Origin of the sequence: Luteococcus japonicus (assembly GCF_003752415.1) — a bacterium.
GTDB classification, from domain to species: Bacteria; Actinomycetota; Actinomycetes; order Propionibacteriales; family Propionibacteriaceae; genus Luteococcus; species Luteococcus japonicus.
In genome coordinates, this window is record NZ_RKHG01000001.1 from 293,069 (window position 1) to 307,667 (window position 14,599).

The 14,599-nt window shown below is 68.0% G+C and carries 17 protein-coding genes; 11 read left to right on the forward strand and 6 right to left on the reverse strand.

The features are described 5' to 3' along the window. The first annotated feature begins 21 nt into the window (after positions 1-21). Positions 22-798 carry an inositol monophosphatase family protein gene (locus EDD41_RS01340; RefSeq protein ID WP_094764577.1) on the forward strand — a complete coding sequence of 259 codons (777 nt, stop codon included), beginning with the start codon at positions 22-24 and terminating at the stop codon, positions 796-798. Between the two features lie 105 nt (positions 799-903). Here the strand turns inward: EDD41_RS01340 and EDD41_RS01345 are convergent, their stop codons facing one another. Continuing rightward, a complete protein-coding gene (locus tag EDD41_RS01345; RefSeq protein ID WP_170165190.1) occupies positions 904-1,794 on the reverse strand; it encodes an MBL fold metallo-hydrolase in 891 nt (296 codons plus the stop codon). Between the two features lie 183 nt (positions 1,795-1,977). On the opposite strand from EDD41_RS01345, the gene hrcA reads away from it, so the two are divergent. Genes hrcA through EDD41_RS01370 form a run of 5 tightly spaced genes read left to right on the forward strand, consistent with a single transcriptional unit; the run spans position 1,978 to position 7,157 of the window. After that, entirely contained in the window at positions 1,978-3,003 is a 1,026-nt protein-coding gene (gene hrcA, locus EDD41_RS01350) for a heat-inducible transcriptional repressor HrcA (protein ID WP_123574708.1), read from the forward strand. Between the two features lie 11 nt (positions 3,004-3,014). Next, complete coding sequence (dnaJ, locus tag EDD41_RS01355) at positions 3,015-4,202, forward strand: molecular chaperone DnaJ (protein WP_123574709.1); 1,188 nt, start codon at positions 3,015-3,017, stop codon at positions 4,200-4,202. After that, positions 4,202-4,933, forward strand: a complete 732-nt coding sequence (locus EDD41_RS01360; protein WP_123574710.1) for a 16S rRNA (uracil(1498)-N(3))-methyltransferase — start codon at positions 4,202-4,204, stop codon at positions 4,931-4,933. The genes dnaJ and EDD41_RS01360 overlap by 1 nt, the downstream gene beginning before the upstream one ends. After that, positions 4,930-6,183, forward strand: coding sequence for a tRNA guanosine(34) transglycosylase Tgt (gene tgt / locus EDD41_RS01365; protein WP_123574711.1), 1,254 nt, complete (start codon positions 4,930-4,932; stop codon positions 6,181-6,183). Before EDD41_RS01360 ends, tgt begins: the two co-directional genes overlap by 4 nt. A 23-nt stretch (positions 6,184-6,206) precedes the next feature. Further along, positions 6,207-7,157: a PAC2 family protein gene (locus EDD41_RS01370; protein WP_123574712.1), complete on the forward strand. Its 951-nt coding sequence runs from the start codon at positions 6,207-6,209 to the stop codon at positions 7,155-7,157. Between the two features lie 43 nt (positions 7,158-7,200). Here EDD41_RS01370 and EDD41_RS01375 read toward each other — a convergent pair whose 3' ends face one another. Continuing rightward, the gene (locus EDD41_RS01375; RefSeq protein ID WP_094764570.1) at positions 7,201-7,503 is read right to left on the reverse strand and encodes a hypothetical protein; all 303 of its coding nucleotides are present in this window, start codon (positions 7,501-7,503) and stop codon (positions 7,201-7,203) included. Positions 7,504-7,588: 85 nt separating this feature from the next. After that, a complete protein-coding gene (locus EDD41_RS01380; RefSeq protein WP_170165191.1) occupies positions 7,589-8,320 on the reverse strand; it encodes a GNAT family N-acetyltransferase in 732 nt (243 codons plus the stop codon). Here EDD41_RS01380 and EDD41_RS01385 point away from each other — a divergent pair. Both EDD41_RS01385 and EDD41_RS01390 read left to right on the forward strand, forming a co-directional pair. Next, positions 8,319-8,663, forward strand: a complete 345-nt coding sequence (locus tag EDD41_RS01385) for a GMC oxidoreductase (protein ID WP_123574714.1) — start codon at positions 8,319-8,321, stop codon at positions 8,661-8,663. The two genes, EDD41_RS01380 and EDD41_RS01385, sit on opposite strands and share 2 nt — an antisense overlap. Before the next feature lie 20 nt (positions 8,664-8,683). After that, positions 8,684-9,718, forward strand: coding sequence for a nucleoside hydrolase (locus EDD41_RS01390; RefSeq protein WP_123574715.1), 1,035 nt, complete (start codon positions 8,684-8,686; stop codon positions 9,716-9,718). On the opposite strand, the gene EDD41_RS01395 is transcribed toward EDD41_RS01390, so the two are convergent. Continuing rightward, the gene (locus EDD41_RS01395; RefSeq protein WP_123574716.1) at positions 9,706-10,407 is read right to left on the reverse strand and encodes a queuosine precursor transporter; all 702 of its coding nucleotides are present in this window, start codon (positions 10,405-10,407) and stop codon (positions 9,706-9,708) included. The genes EDD41_RS01390 and EDD41_RS01395 overlap by 13 nt on opposite strands. Positions 10,408-10,446: 39 nt before the next feature. After that, positions 10,447-11,325: a polysaccharide deacetylase family protein gene (locus EDD41_RS01400; protein ID WP_123576771.1), complete on the reverse strand. Its 879-nt coding sequence runs from the start codon at positions 11,323-11,325 to the stop codon at positions 10,447-10,449. A gap of 172 nt (positions 11,326-11,497) precedes the next feature. Here EDD41_RS01400 and EDD41_RS16705 point away from each other — a divergent pair, with 172 nt between their 5' ends. The 3 genes from EDD41_RS16705 to EDD41_RS01415 are packed head-to-tail and all read left to right on the forward strand — an operon-like array spanning position 11,498 to position 13,253. After that, positions 11,498-11,941, forward strand: coding sequence for a DUF5709 domain-containing protein (locus EDD41_RS16705; RefSeq protein ID WP_170165192.1), 444 nt, complete (start codon positions 11,498-11,500; stop codon positions 11,939-11,941). A 20-nt stretch (positions 11,942-11,961) separates the two neighbouring features. After that, on the forward strand, positions 11,962-12,951 hold the full coding sequence (pip, locus tag EDD41_RS01410; RefSeq protein WP_281273178.1) for a prolyl aminopeptidase: 990 nt from the start codon (positions 11,962-11,964) through the stop codon (positions 12,949-12,951). 47 nt (positions 12,952-12,998) lie between these two features. Then, entirely contained in the window at positions 12,999-13,253 is a 255-nt protein-coding gene (locus EDD41_RS01415; protein ID WP_148060432.1) for a hypothetical protein, read from the forward strand. A 69-nt stretch (positions 13,254-13,322) separates the two neighbouring features. On the opposite strand, the gene EDD41_RS01420 is transcribed toward EDD41_RS01415, so the two are convergent. Then, positions 13,323-14,575, reverse strand: a protein-coding gene (locus EDD41_RS01420; protein ID WP_123576775.1) for an IS3 family transposase whose coding sequence is annotated in 2 segments (ribosomal slippage) — positions 13,323-14,251 and positions 14,251-14,575 — 1,254 coding nt in all. Because the reading frame shifts where the segments join, the coding sequence is not laid out codon by codon here. Positions 14,576-14,599 lie beyond the last annotated feature (24 nt).

Here is a 14,599-nt window from a genome sequence, read left to right on the forward strand (position 1 = left end):
GGACATGACTAGGCTGGTTCCATGGCCAGCACGCAGGACGTCCTCGAACTCATCCAGCAGGTGGCGGCGGAGGTGATCACCCCGCGCTTCCGGGCGCTGGCCGACGACCAGGTGCACCAGAAGCACCCCGGCGACTACGTCACCATCGCGGACCGCGAAGCAGAGGTGGTGCTCACCCGTGAGCTCGGCCGGATGTTCCCCGGGGCGCGGGTCGTGGGCGAGGAGGCCTGCTTCACCAACCCGGAGCTGGAGTTCACCCTCGGCGGCGCCGAGCACGCCTTCACCGTCGATCCCGTCGACGGGACCCGCAACTTCGTCAAGGGCAGCCCGGACCACGCCGTGATGGTCTCCGAGGTGGTCGCCGGCCAGACTTGCAGGGCATGGATCTGGCAACCGGAGCATGGCGTCTCCTGGGTGGCCGAACGGGGTGCCGGGGTGCAGCGCAATGGGGAGTCACTGACCCGGATCGGGCAGGACCGCCTCGCGCTGGGGGCCACGAGCAAGGCCTCCCGGCACGGTTTCGACGGCGGTGGTGAGCTGGCCGCGACCGTGGAGACGGCCTGGTGCTGCGGCATCGACTACCCCAACCTGCTGATGGGGGAGCTGGACTACCTCGTCTACAAGAACGTGCATCCGTGGGACCACCTCCCGGGTGCGCTGATGGTCACCGAACTGGGTGGTGACGTGCGCAACTTCGCCGGCGAGCCCTATGCGCCCGGCTGGACAGGGCCGGGACTGGTGGCCGCCGCCTCCACCGAGATGGCCGAGCAGGTCCAGCGCCTGTGGATCGAGCCCTGACACCTCGACGGGCTCGGTGATCGGGTCGACGGGCTCGGTGATCGGGTCGACGGGCTCGGTGATCGGGTCGACGGGCTCGGTGATCGGGAAGGAGCTGGTGGGCCTTCAGTTGCCGAGCAGCGGCAGCATCCGGGACTTCGTGACGCCCTGCGCCTCGAGCGCCTTGTAGAGCCACGGCAGGGCATTGGCGACGGCCTGGGGAGCGAAGGGCCACTCCACCTCGCGTGGTCCGTTCAGGTCGGTCACCACGTCGTCGATGCTCATCCCCTTCTTGATGCAGTCCTCGGCGGTGGACCACAGCATCGAGATCGCGGCGCGCTGGTTGTTCACCTGCTCGAGGTCCGCCACCGGGCCGTGTCCAGGGACGAACAGCGTGTCACTCTTGGCATTGCTCATCACCCCGTCGATGGCCTTGGGCCAGGTGTCAACGTGTGAGTCGGGGCCCACCATCGGGTCCGAGGCCGTCTCCACCATGTCGCCCACGAAGGTGACGCGGGCGTCGGGAACCTGTACGAAGATGTCGGAGTCGCTGTGCCCGTGACCCAGGTGCACCAGTTCCACCACGCGACCGCCCAGGTCGACGGCGCGGATGAAGGCCATTGGGTCGTTCGGCGCCACGAGTTCGGACGGGTCGAAGCCAAGGTCCGTGCGGATCACCTCGGGGTCGACGTCCGGGTCGTTGGTGCCGTCGAGGTGGGCGGCGAGGTTCTCGTGGCCGATGCTGACCGCCGACGGGGCGGCCTCCATCACTCCCGCAAGGCCATAGAAGTGGTCGAAATGTGCGTGGGTGACCACGACGTGGGTCACCGGCCTGCCGGCCAGTTCGGCTGCGGAGGCGGCGAGCTCTCGGCCCTGACTGGGGGAGGAACCGGTGTCGACCAGCATCACGCCGGTCTCACCGATGATGAGTCCGGCATTGACCGAGGCCGGCTGCAAGTGCACCACATGGATGCCGTCGCGGACGAGCTGCCACCCACCAATCGAGAATTCGCGCATGGCGACGAGCCTACCCGCCGGGCGCCGCGATGACCGCTTTGCGCTCTGCGGCATCGCGGTATGCTGGCACTCGCGCGGTTTGAGTGCCAAACTGGGCGATCGCGCGGACCAGGACCAGCTCACACGGCGCCAGGTCATGCGGCACCAGCTCACACTGCGCCAGCTCATATCAGGGGAGGGACGATGCTCGACGACCGCAAGATGGATGTGCTCAAGGCCATCGTCACCGACTACGTCTCCAGCAAGGAGCCCGTCGGCTCCAAGGCCCTGGTGGAACGACACCAGCTCAAGGTCTCGGCAGCCACCGTTCGCAATGACATGGCCGTGCTGGAGGAGGAGGGCTACATCACCCAACCCCACACCAGCGCCGGACGGATTCCCACGGACAAGGGCTATCGCCTGTTCGTGGACCGGTTGGCCACGGTGAAGCCACTGTCCACGGCGGAGAAGCGAGCCATCGAGACCTTCATGACGGGCGCCCTCGACGTCGACGACATCGTGACCCGTACGGTGCGGATCCTGGCCCAGGTCACCCAGCAGGTGGCCATCGTGCAGTACCCGGTGACCTCCACGGCCCAGGTGCGCCACATCGAGCTGGTGAGTCTGACCCAGGACCGGGTGATGGTGATCCTGATCAATTCCACCGGACGGGTGGAGCAGCGCTGGGTGGAGCTTCCGATGCACACGGAGGAGTCCCTGGCGGAGCTGCGCGGCCGGCTCAATGCCGCCATCGTTGGCCTGACCCCCGCCCAAGGGGTCGATCGCCTGGCCGCCCTGCTGGCCGAGCTGCCGGGATCGATCAGCCGTGACGCGGCCAATACCGTCGTGGTGACCGTGCTGGAGATGTTGGCAGCAGACCCGTCGACGCGCGTCGCCGTGGCGGGCGTGCCCAACCTGAGCCGTTTCGGTGACCAGTTCGAGACCACCGTGCGGCCCGTCCTGGAAGCCCTGGAGGAGCAGGTGGTCTTGCTGCACCTGCTCGGTGAGGCCAGCACGGGCATGGCGGGCGATGTCACCGTGCGGATCGGCCAGGAGAATCCCTACGAGCCCCTGCAGTCCACCAGCCTGGTGGCAAGCAAGTACGGAACCCCCGACGAGGCCTGGGCCAGCCTGGGCATCGTCGGCCCAACCCGAATGGACTACCCCTCAACCATGGCCTCGGTTCGTGCCGTGGCCCGATATGTCGGCCGCTTCCTGGCAGAAGGATGACTTTCACTCCCATGAGTTCTGACTACTACGAGATCCTCGGCGTCGACCGCGACGCAAGCCCCGAGCAGATCAAGAAGGCCTACCGCCGGATGGCCATGAAGATGCACCCGGACGTCTCCAACGAGCCGGACGCCGACGAGAAGTTCAAGCAGGTCCAGGAGGCCTACGAGGTCCTGTCGGATCCGCAGAAGAAGTCGATCTTCGACCGCGGCGGAGACCCGATGGGTGGCGGCTTCGGCGGAATGGGCGGGGCCGGTGGCTTCGGTGGCTTCCCGGGCGGCGGCTTCGGCGGCGGATTCGACTTCACCAACCTCGTCGATGCGATGTTCGGGCAGCAGGCCCAGCGCGGCCCGCGCTCGCGTGTGCGTCGCGGCCAGGATGCCCTGGTCCGGCAGAGCCTGAGCCTGGCGGAGGCCGCCTTCGGCGTCACCAAGCCGCTGAACGTGGAGACCGCGGTGGTCTGCCCCAAGTGCACCGGCACCGGGGCCAATGAGGGCTCCGAGCCCGTCACCTGCGGCACCTGCAATGGCAACGGCGAGATCACCCAGATCCAGCGCTCCTTCCTGGGCGACATCCGCACCTCCCAGCCCTGCCCCAACTGCCGTGGCTACGGCAACGTGATCCCGCACCCCTGCGGCGAGTGCTCCGGCGAGGGACGGGTCCGCTCCAGCCGCACCCTGAACGTGAAGATCCCCGCCGGTGTCAGCACCGGCAACCGGATCCACCTGGAGGGACAGGGCGAGGTCGGCCCCGGCGGCGGCCCCGCCGGAGACCTCTACGTCGAGCTCGTCGTGCAGAACCATGAGGTCTTCAAGCGTGAGGGGGACAACCTGGAGATGGTGCTGCGCATCCCGATGACGGCTGCGGCATTGGGCACCAGCCTGACCGTCGACACGCTGGAGAACGAGCGTGAGGACTCCGTGGCCGAGGATCGCACCCTCGAGGTGGAGATCCCCGCCGGCACCCAGAGCGGCACCCGGGTCGCGGTCCCGGGACGTGGCATCCCGCGGCTGCGTGGCAATGGCCGAGGTGAGCTGGGGATCACCTTCGTCGTGCAGACCCCCACCCGGGTCGACGCACACCAGCGGGAGCTCTTGAAGCAGCTTGCTGAGGCTCGCGGGGAGACCACGGTGACCGCCCAGGTCCACAAGGGCAAGCAGGGTGTCTTCGACCGTCTCAAGGAAGCCTTCGGCGGCTGATGAGCGACGCACTCTTCCTCGCGGCGTTCGGCGACGCCAGCCCCGGGTCCCGCGTCACGGTGACCGGCGACGAGGGGCGCCATGCCGCCGTCGTGAAGCGGATCGAGCTGGGGGAGTCCGTGTTGTTGTCCGACGGCCACGGCCGGGCCGTGCGCGGCCCCGTGGTGGAGGTCTCCAAGCAGGGGATCGTCGTCGAGGTGGCTGAGGTGCGGTCCGCCGCACCTCAGCGCCACCGCTGGGTGGGCGTGCAGGCCTTGGCGAAGGGCGACCGGTCGGACCTGGCCGTCGAGACCATGACCGAGCTGGGCATCGACGAGGTGCTGGCCTGGCAGGCCAGTCGTTCCATCGTGCGATGGACCACCGAGAAGAGCGCCAAGGGCCTGGCCAAGTGGGCTGCCACCGCCCGTGAGGCCACCAAGCAGTCCCGTCGCTTCCGGATCCCGGAGGTGGGTTTCGTCACCACCAAGCAGCTCGTCGCCCGGATCCAGCAGGCGGACTTGGCGCTGGTGCTGCACGAGGCCGGCACGCAGTGGATCGGCGAGGTCGCGCTGCCCGAGCAGGGCGAGGTCTTGTTCATCATCGGCCCGGAGGGCGGGGTCAGCCCCGAGGAGCTGGCCGCCTTCGAGGCCGCCGGAGCCCAGACCGTGCTGGTCAGCGACGGGGTGCTGCGCACCTCGACCGCCGGCGTCGTGGCCCTGGCACAGCTGCAGCTGATGGCGGGCGTCCGATGAGCGGCTTCGGCTTCACTCCTCGCACGACCCTGGACAACGGCATCGGCCGCACCGGAACCATCCACACCCCGCATGGCGAGATCCAGACGCCCGCCTTCATCGCCGTCGGCACGAAGGCGACCGTCAAGGCCGTCCTCCCGGAATCGATCTCGGAACTGGGTGCGCAGGCGGTGCTGGCCAATGCCTACCACCTGTACCTGCAGCCCGGAAGTGATCTGATCGACGAGGCGGGTGGCCTGGGCCGCTTCATGAACTGGCGCGGCCCCACCTTCACCGACTCGGGCGGCTTCCAGGTGATGAGCCTGGGCTCCGGCTTCAAGAAGGTCATCGAGATGGACGCCAAGCGGGCTGAGGCGGACCACGCCGTGGCCCCCGGCAAGGAACGACTGGCCCATGTCGACGATGACGGCGTCACCTTCAAGAGCCACCTCGACGGTTCGAAGCACCGCTTCACTCCCGAGGTCAGCATGCGGGTGCAGCACCAGATCGGTGCCGACATCATGTTCGCCTTCGACGAACTGACCCACCTGCACAACTCCCGTGGCTACCAGGAGGAGGCGCTGGAGCGCACCCGGCTGTGGGCCGAGCGCTGTCTGGCGGAGCACCGACGTCTCACCGAGGAACGGGTGGGCAAGCCCTACCAGGCCCTGTTCGGGGTGATCCAAGGGGCGCAGTACGAGGACCTGCGGCGCAAGGCATGCCGTGACCTCGGCGGTATGGAGGTGGACGGGCAGAGCTTCGACGGATTCGGCTATGGAGGGGCGCTGGAGAAGGAGAACCTGGGCACCATCTGTGGCTGGATGAGTGAGGAACTGCCCTTCGACAAGCCGCGTCACCTGCTGGGCATCAGCGAGCCCGACGACTTCTTCGCGGCCGTCGCGGCAGGGGCCGACACCTTCGACTGCGTCAACCCGTCCCGGGTGGCGCGCAATTCCGCCATCTACACCGCAGACGGCCGCTACAACCTGAGCACGGCGCGCAACCGTCGCCTCTTCGAACCCCTCGAGGATGGCTGCGACTGCTACACCTGCACCCACTACACGCGTGCCTACCTGCACCACCTGTTCAAGGCCAAGGAGATGCTGGCCTCGACGCTGGCCACGATCCACAACGAGCGCTTCACCGTGCGCCTGGTGGACGACATCCGGGCCAGCATGGACAACGGCGACTTCGAGTCCTTCCGGGACCACTTCCTGGGCCGCTTCTACGGGAATTCCACGGGCCCTTCGAGCGTTGACACCACCAACTGACAACACGCGATGGAGATGATCTGATGAGGGACCCCAGGGAGCTCTACGAACTGTCCGGTGCACCCACCTACGGTGCCCCGGCGCTGCTCGCGCTCTCCGGATTCATGGATGCCGGGCAGGCCGCCCAGATGGGGGCCCAGCACCTGATCGACACGCGTCCGAGCCGCATCATCGCGCGCTTCGACGTCGACCAGCTGGTTGACCACCGTTCGCGACGGCCGATCATCACCTTCGACAAGGACCACTACACCGACTACCAGCCGATGGAACTGGTGGTGCGAGTGGTCACCGACGAGGCGGGAAAGGACTTCCTGCTGTTCACCGGACCCGAACCGGACTACCAGTGGGAGCGTTTCTGCGCTGCCGTCGCCATCCTGCTGGGGGAGTTGGGATCCACCCTGGTCGTCGGCCTGCACGGCATCCCATGGGGTGCCCCGCACACGCGCCCGGTGGGTCTGACGGCTCACTCGATGGATCCGAGCCTGATCCAGGGCTACGCGTCGATGCATGACAAGATCCAGCTGCCCAGCTCGGTGGAGGCCCTGCTGGAGGTGCGGCTCCCGGAGGCGCACATCCGCACCGTCGGCTTCTCCGTGCACGTCCCGCACTACCTGGCCGGAGCCGAGTTCCCCGCCGGATCGGTGCGGCTCCTGGACTCCGCGGCCGATGTGGCCGAGCTCTCGCTCGCCATCCCGGACCTGCGCAGTGCCGCCGACGAGTACCTGCGGGAACTCGACGCGCTGGTGGCCCAGAACCCGGAGAATGCCGAGGCCATCGGGCAGATGGAGGCCGCCTACGACAAGGCCACCGCGGGGCGGGAGCTCAGCGCCCCGGACACCCAGCCCAAGGTCGACGAGGAGAACCTGCCCAGCGGCGACCAGCTGGCCGCCGAGTTCGAGCAGTTCCTCAAGGATTCGGGGGACGGCAAGGGCAAGGGCGGCGGTTTCAGTTTCGGTGGTGCGGACGACGACTGACCTCGCCCCGGCGTGAGGGCAGCGGGGGTCAGTGCAGCGGGGGTCAGTGCAGCGGCAGCACGTGCAGGATCAGCACGGCGAGCAGGGCGACGCTGCACAGGCCCACGGCCACCATCCCGGCGGCCCAGACGAGCCGCGAGTCGGCATCGAGCCGACGGTCGCGCATCACGAAGGCGGCGCAGAAGAAGCCGGCGATCGCGGGCGCGATCATCGGCCACGGCGAGATGTGGTGCTGGATCAGGTAGAAGAAGGCCGTGAAGGCCATCACCAGCAGGGCAACCCCCATCAGGGCGATCGGGCCCCAGGGGCGAACGCGGTGGGCACGGACGGCTGTGGTCTGGGTCATCGGGTCTCCCGGTCTGCTCGGCTGATGGCACGAGGCTAGCGAGCCCCCGGCGCGATGCGTGCGGCGGGGGTGCCCGCTACCGCCCTCACCAGCTGATGCCGCGAGCGCGCGCGAGCTCCGCCACCAGGTCCTGGCTGGCCCGCACTCCGTCGGTCTCGATGCGAGCAAGGTCCATCCCCAGCGTGCGCAGGGCCTCCAGTGCGGACGTGTCGCGTTCCTTCAAGGCCCGGGCCTGGAGTTCGTGGAGCGCGGAGCGCACGTCCTCGTGCGTGTCCAGCCAGGTCCTCAGTCCGATCCGTGCCTGGACGACGCCCTGCTCGCGGCCGGGGACCGGATCCGGAGACGTCCAGTCACGCATCCCGGTCTCGGCCATGCCGAGGCGGGCCATCACCCGTCGCGAGGCGAGGTTGGCGGCCAGCGTCTCGGCCGTGACGCTGGAGGCCTGCACCGTCGTGAAGGCGTGTTCCAGCAGGGCACGGCACGCTTCTGTGGCAAGGCCCTGTCCCCAGACCGACGGATGGAGCCTCCACCCGAGCTCGGGATTGAAGATGTCGCCGTCCGGGCCGGGGCGCAGGTGGAACCACCCCACCAGTGGCGCCGACGGGTCCTCGGCGGGCACCGCCACGACGTGGCCGAGGTCATGGTGCAGCCTGTTGGCGGCCAGCTGGCGGCGCAGGGAGGCAGCGTCCTCCTCCTCCGACGGGATGGCGGACCTGAGGAAGTGCTGCACCTCGTCGTGGCTGTTCAGATCGTGGAGTGCCTGCTGATCGCTTGCCAGCAAGGACCTGATCAGTAGGCGCGGGGTACGAAGCATCATGTGGCCATTCTGCTCGTCTGCCCCGGGTGCCCGCACCGCCCTGCCACTGGAGACCTTCCTCGGAATCCTGATCGACAAGGCCATCTGGGTGGCCGGTACCCGCTACCGCACGGACCTGTTCGGCAACGGCACGGGCTTCGCCAGCAACTTCACCTACCACCCGCTGGGTGGAGCGGTGATCGGCCAGGCAACGGACCTCAACGGGCAGCTGCTGGGACACGACGGCGTCTACGTGGCCGACGGATCCCTGCTGCCGGGCGCCCTGGGCGTCAACCCCTTCGTCACGATCACCGCACTGGCGGAGATGGTGGCCGAGCACGCCGTGCTGCACGCCGGCGCCTGAACAGGCGGCACACTGGCAGGGTGAAGATCCTTGCCGATGTGGACACGGGCATCGACGATGCCTGCGCCCTGCTCCAGCTGTGTGGTTGTCCCGACGTGGAACTCGTCGGGGTGACCACCAGCAGCGGCAACACCACGGCCCAGCAGGCCGCGCTGAACACGCTGGCGGTCCTGCATGTGGCCGGCTTCCCGGGCGTGGAGGTGGCCGTCGGCACGCCTCGGCCCCTGCGCCGCCCGCTGGCCACCACGCCGGAGACCCATGGCCCCGGCGGAATCGGGTACGCCGCGCTGGCGGACCTGACGTCGCGGCTGGGCCGGCGTCCCTGGCTGCAACTGTGGCGCGAAGCCCTCACCAGTCATCCCGGTGAGGTGACGCTGCTGGTCACCGGCCCGCTGACCAACCTCGCCGTCGCCCTGGAGGAGATCCCGGACCTGCCGGACCTGGTGTCCGGGATCGTGATCATGGGTGGCTGCTTCTGGCACCTGGGCAACACCACGCCCACGGCGGAGTGGAACACCTGGTGTGACCCGGATGCCGCCAAGCGGGTCTTCGCGCACTTCGAGGGGTTGGAGGAGTCGCAGCTCCCGGTGCTGTGTGCGACGGAGATGACCGAGCGCATCGAGTACACCCCCGTGCTGCTCGACACGCTGCTCGCCCGGTGTGGGGCCGCCCCCGCGGGTCTGCACCCGGACCGGCCGCGCGTCGACGCTCCGCAGGCGGCCACTGGGAAGCCGGTGCTGGACCTCCTGAGCGATGCGCTGCGCTTCTACTTCGAATTCCACCACGACCATGACCAGGGCTATGTTGCGCACCTGCACGACCTGTTCGCCGCGCAGGTGGCCACCGGGCGGGCCCGCGTGCAGACCGTGGCCACCGTGGTGGACGTCGAGGCAGCCTCGGACCTGTTGCGCGGCACGATGGTGCGCGATGACCGCGGCATCTGGGGGCGACGCCCCACGGCCCGCGTGGTGGTGGACAACCACCCCGCGGAGGTCTTCGAGGAGTTCGCCCGAGCCCTCGCGACGCTGACCGGTGTGGAGGCTCACCTGCCGTAGCTGGGCTCGACCCGCTTGAGGAACTTGATGACCTGCAGGGTCAGTGGCACCACGCACAGCTCCACCAGGCACTTGTAGACGTAGCCGGTCACCGTGTAGTTGGTCAGTTCCATGGTGCTGATGGTGCCCGCGAAGGCGATGGTGCAGAAGATCAGGGTGTCGACGAACTCGCCGACGATGGTGGAGCCGATCAGGCGGGCCGCCACATTCTTCTCCCCGGCCCGCTGCTTGAGCCGCACCACGACGAAGGAGTTCAGCATGTTGCCCGCCAGGTACCCGGCCAGGCCGGCGACGGTGATCCGCGTCACGGGTGCCAGGACGCCATCCCAGGCCTCGAAGCCCTCCACTGCGTGCGTCATGGACACGATCCGGTAGGTGACTGCTGCCAGGAAGGTCATGGCAAGACCGGTCCAGATGGCGCGCCTGGCCCGCTTCCAGCCGTACACCTCGGTCATGATGTCGCCCACCACATAGCTCAGCGGGAAGAGGAAGGCGCCGCCGTCAAAGATCAGCGGCCCCCCACCGTAGAACCAGTCGCTGAAGCCGGGGATCGTCGGGCCCTCGAAGAGCTTGGTGGCGGTCACTCCGGAAATCAGCAGCAAGCCGACGAAGACGGCGACCACGATGTCGTAGTAGCTGCGGGGGACCTCTGCATAGCTGGCGGTCTGGTTCTGGCTGCTGGTGGTCACGGCGCACCATCAAACCATGGAACCGCGAGTCCCTTGCACCTACACCACGTCGACGAGATGAGCGAAACCAATCCCACGCGTGACCAGTGCCGGGATGGCGCGGGCCATCCCCTCGGCGGTGTCATTGCGGGGCTGGTTCATGTGACCGATCACGATGTCGCCGGGCTTCGTGGGGGCCATGGACTCGACGATCTGCGACGGGGTGAAGGTGGTGCCGGCGTCGCCGTTGATGCCGAAGTTGGTCGGGACCATCCCCAGCTCCCGCACGATCCTGGCGGCCACCTCATCGTAGTGGGCGGTGCCGGAGCGGAAGAAGCGTGGTCTGCTGCCGGTGAGCTCGGTGAGTGTGGCCACATTGCCCATCACCTCGTCGTACACCTCGCCGACATTGTGTGTCCCCTGTTCGGCATAGCCCTTGCGGCCACTGACGGACAGCGGCAGGTGCCGGGTGCCGTGGTTCTGCAGGTCGAACAGGGGGTCGGCCGCCAGCTCGGTGGCCAGCTCCTGGTTGGCCTCGATCCAGCGCCGGTTGAGGAAGAGGGTGGCCTTGGCCCGGTGCTTGCGCAGGAGCTTGAGCAGGTCGGTGTCCACCTTGCTGCCGTATGGGCCGCCGCAGGCGTCGAAGGTGAGACAGACCTGGCGTGAGGTCTGCCGCAACAGGACACCACTGGGTTCCAGGCCCCACTCCCGCGGCGTGCGGCTGCCGTACTTCGCGACGAGCTGCGCGCGGGTGGGCCAGACCGGTGGCTTGGGGGTGGGTGCGGTGCTCGCCGAGGGGCGCAGGCGCAGCGGGGTGGCGGTGGGGGAGAGGCTCGTGCTGGGCGGCTCTGAGGGGGCGCAGGCCGACAGGGCCGCCAGTGCCGACCCGGTGAGCAGGGCACGGCGGGAGGTGTGTGGTGTCGGCGTCACGGTGGACATCTCACCACGGGTGGGGTCCGGCGGTCCTGCCCCGCCCAGAAGCAGGTGCACCCCATAGCGCCGTGGCACCATCGTACCCCCGTCGAGCAAGCCTGCGCCAGAGTGTCGAAATCCACTCCTACTAGGGGATCAAGTCCATGACAGCGGCCTCGGAAAGTGCCATGATCATGCCATGTCAGAAGATCTCGTAATCCCGGACGAATCAGAACAGCTTGACCAGCTGCAGGCCGATGACACGCTTGTCCACCGCGGTGTGGACGATGTCCTCGATGAGGGCTACACGACCCCGGAGAAGTGGTCGGCTGCGCAGGGATTCGGCAACACTGCCGAGGAGATGCGCGAGGGCGAGAGCCTGGAGCGGCGCATCGCCCAGGAGCTGCCGGACGTGGACCCGGACAAGCCGGTGGAGAAGTGGAATCCGGAGGGTGAGAAGCGGGAGGTGGGCTCCAAGCGGGCTGGCCGCCTGGTCAACGTCGACCATGACGGCGTCTACGGCGACTCCGAGGCCGAGGCGGTGGCCGAGGAGGTCGGCATCGACGGCGGTGCGGCGCCCGCGGAGGAGGCGGCGGTCCACGTGATCGACCCCGCCGAGGACATTGACGACGAGGACGAGTGAGCGTGCCCGAGCAGCGGACGATACCCGACGTGCGCGAGGGCGCCACCATCACGCCAGAGCGCACCCTCTACCCGCCGGTGGAGCCCCACGACACGGGGATGCTCGACGTGGGTGACGGCAACGCCATCTACTACGAACAGAGCGGCAATCCCGAGGGCAAGCCCGCGGTCTTCCTGCACGGCGGTCCGGGCGGTGGCGGTGGCACGGACCGCCGTCGCTTCTTCGACCCCGAGCGCTACCGGATCATCTGTCTGGACCAGCGCAACTGCGGCAGTTCGACGCCCCTGGCCAGCGACGGCGCGGACCTGACCGGCAACACCACGTGGAATCTCGTGGCGGACTTGGAGCGGCTGCGCGAGCACCTCCTCATCGAGCGGTGGCTGGTCTTCGGTGGCTCGTGGGGCAGCACCTTGGCGCTGGCCTATGCCGAGAGCCACCCGGAGCGGGTCACCGAACTGGTGCTGCGCGGCATCTTCACCCTGCGTCGTGAGGAGCTGGACTGGTACTACAACGACGGCGCCAGCCACGTCTTCCCGCACCGGTGGGAGCTGTACTGTCGGCCCCTAGTGGAGGCGGGCTTCCCCCTGTCCGGAAACAAGATGGTGGGCTACCACCAGCTCCTGTTCGGGAATGATCCCGACGTGGCGCAGCGTGCCGCGAAGGCCTGGACGCACTGGGAGGCGGCCACCAGCTACCTGATGTTCGAGGACTCGGCGCTGGAGGACACCCCCGCGCAACAGCTGACCTTCGCCCGGATCGAGAGCCACTACTTCGTCCACGGCGGCTTCATGCGAGAGGGCCAGCTGATCGAGGAAGTGGACCGGATCCGGCACATCCCGTGCGTGATCGTGCAGGGGCGATATGACATGTGCTGCCCGGCAGCGACGGCACATGACCTGGCGACCGCCTGGCCCGAGGCAGACCTACGGATCGTCCTGGCGGGTCACTCCGCCTTCGAACCGAACATCGCCAGCGAACTGGTCAAGGCCACCGACGCCTTCGCGCGCTGACCAGGGACGCAATGGTGAAGTATCTGTTGGTCGACGAGGATGGTTGCATGACGGGGTTCGAGTCGCTGAATGAGGTCAAGCAGTATGTGGAACCCGGGCACGTTGACGAGGTTTCAATGGTGATTGGAGAAGACGGTTCGTTCTTTGAGCTGTTCGACACCGATCCCATCACGGCGGCGAGCTGTGCAGGGCTGGATGAATTGCGTTTGAGGGCGGTTTTGACGGCGGGTCGCCCGGACCTCGAGATGACCCCGATACTCGACTTGATTGGATTGAGAATTTCGCAGAATCTACTCGACTAGAGGCATGCTCGATCGGTCGGTCAATGGATGCGGGCCTTCGCCCCGGGTCATGGACACGTTGGTGTCTGATTACGCTGCGGTGGGCAGCGTAGCGGCCCGGCGGGCCTCGTAGGTGTTCGGCGGCAGGTTTCCGCACCAGGAGTGGCGTCGGCGGGTGTTGTACCGGGTGGCCCAGCGAAACACCTGCCGACGACACAACTCGGGCCCCGCGAACGTGGCCTGCCCGGCCAGGAGTTCTCGTTTGAGGGTGGCGTTGAACGACTCGGCCAGGCTGTTGTCCGCACTCGTTCCGACGGCCCCCATCGACTGGGTCACCCCGAGACGCTTGCAGAGCCTGGCGTAGGCCTTCGACGTGTAGACCGACCCATGGTCGGAGTGAAACACAGCCCCGTGCATGCTGCCCCGCTCTGCAAGGGCGGCGGTGAGGGCGTCTTCGACCAGTTCGGTGCGCATGTGGTCCGCGACGGCCCAGCCGACCAGCTTGCGGGAATAGCAGTCGATCACCGTCGCCAGATACAGGTTCCCGCCACCCTGTAACGGCAGGTAGGTGATGTCGCCCACGTAACGCTGGTTTGGCGCGGTGGCGGTGAAGTCCCGTTTGAGCAGGTCACCGAACTTCTCATCGGCCGGCTCCGGGGCGGTGGTGCGCACCCGGCGTCGTAGCCGGATCCCGGCCAGGCCATGAGCGCGCATCACCCGCGCGACGCGCTTGTGGTTCACCCGCGCCTGTGGCTCGGCGCCGTCGTTGAGTTCGGCGGTGACCCGCGGCGCGCCGTTGGCGGGGTCACCCCCCCCAGCCTTGGGGTCCTGCACGGCGCGGATCCGTGCGGCGAGCTGGGCATCGGCCTGTTCGCGTTGCTGGCGTGCCGGGCCTGCTTTCTGCCAGGCGTAGAACGAGGAGCGGGACAGTTCCAACACTTGGCACAACCGCTTCACCTGATAGGTGGTCTGGTGGTCGGCGACGAACTGGAAGCGGTTCACCAGTTCGTCTCCCCGGCGAAATACTTGGCCGCCTTGCGCAGGATGTCCCGCTCGGTCTCGATCCGGGCCTTGTCCGCCCGCAGCCGGGCGTTCTCGGCTTCCAACCGGGCTATCTGCGCCGTCGGCGACTCCGGTGACTGTCCGGGCGTGGCACCCGCCGGCCGGGCAGGGGCGTCACTGCCCGTCCTGACGCCGTTGCCCAGGTCCTTGACCCACAACGCGAGGGTGCCGTGCGAGACGCCGAGGTCCGTGGCGACCTGCTTCAACGTCGCCTCCGGCGTGGTCTCGTACAGGTCAACGGCCTGCTGACGAAACTCTGCCGAGTAGTTCTTCCTGGCCATGATGATGATCATCTCGCTTCCTCC

What these genes read in the sequence shown, in the direction of transcription:
- EDD41_RS01340 (WP_094764577.1), top strand. Translation starts at nt 22, where the DNA reads ATGGCCAGCACGCAGGACGTCCTCGAACTCATCCAGCAGGTGGCGGCG.
- EDD41_RS01345 (WP_170165190.1), bottom strand. Translation starts at nt 1,794, where the DNA reads ATGCGCGAATTCTCGATTGGTGGGTGGCAGCTCGTCCGCGACGGCATC.
- hrcA (WP_123574708.1), top strand. Translation starts at nt 1,978, where the DNA reads ATGCTCGACGACCGCAAGATGGATGTGCTCAAGGCCATCGTCACCGAC.
- dnaJ (WP_123574709.1), top strand. Translation starts at nt 3,015, where the DNA reads ATGAGTTCTGACTACTACGAGATCCTCGGCGTCGACCGCGACGCAAGC.
- EDD41_RS01360 (WP_123574710.1), top strand. Translation starts at nt 4,202, where the DNA reads ATGAGCGACGCACTCTTCCTCGCGGCGTTCGGCGACGCCAGCCCCGGG.
- tgt (WP_123574711.1), top strand. Translation starts at nt 4,930, where the DNA reads ATGAGCGGCTTCGGCTTCACTCCTCGCACGACCCTGGACAACGGCATC.
- EDD41_RS01370 (WP_123574712.1), top strand. Translation starts at nt 6,207, where the DNA reads ATGAGGGACCCCAGGGAGCTCTACGAACTGTCCGGTGCACCCACCTAC.
- EDD41_RS01375 (WP_094764570.1), bottom strand. Translation starts at nt 7,503, where the DNA reads ATGACCCAGACCACAGCCGTCCGTGCCCACCGCGTTCGCCCCTGGGGC.
- EDD41_RS01385 (WP_123574714.1), top strand. Translation starts at nt 8,319, where the DNA reads ATGTGGCCATTCTGCTCGTCTGCCCCGGGTGCCCGCACCGCCCTGCCA.
- EDD41_RS01380 (WP_170165191.1), bottom strand. Translation starts at nt 8,320, where the DNA reads ATGATGCTTCGTACCCCGCGCCTACTGATCAGGTCCTTGCTGGCAAGC.
- EDD41_RS01400 (WP_123576771.1), bottom strand. Translation starts at nt 11,325, where the DNA reads ATGTCCACCGTGACGCCGACACCACACACCTCCCGCCGTGCCCTGCTC.
- EDD41_RS16705 (WP_170165192.1), top strand. Translation starts at nt 11,498, where the DNA reads ATGTCAGAAGATCTCGTAATCCCGGACGAATCAGAACAGCTTGACCAG.
- EDD41_RS01415 (WP_148060432.1), top strand. Translation starts at nt 12,999, where the DNA reads ATGACGGGGTTCGAGTCGCTGAATGAGGTCAAGCAGTATGTGGAACCC.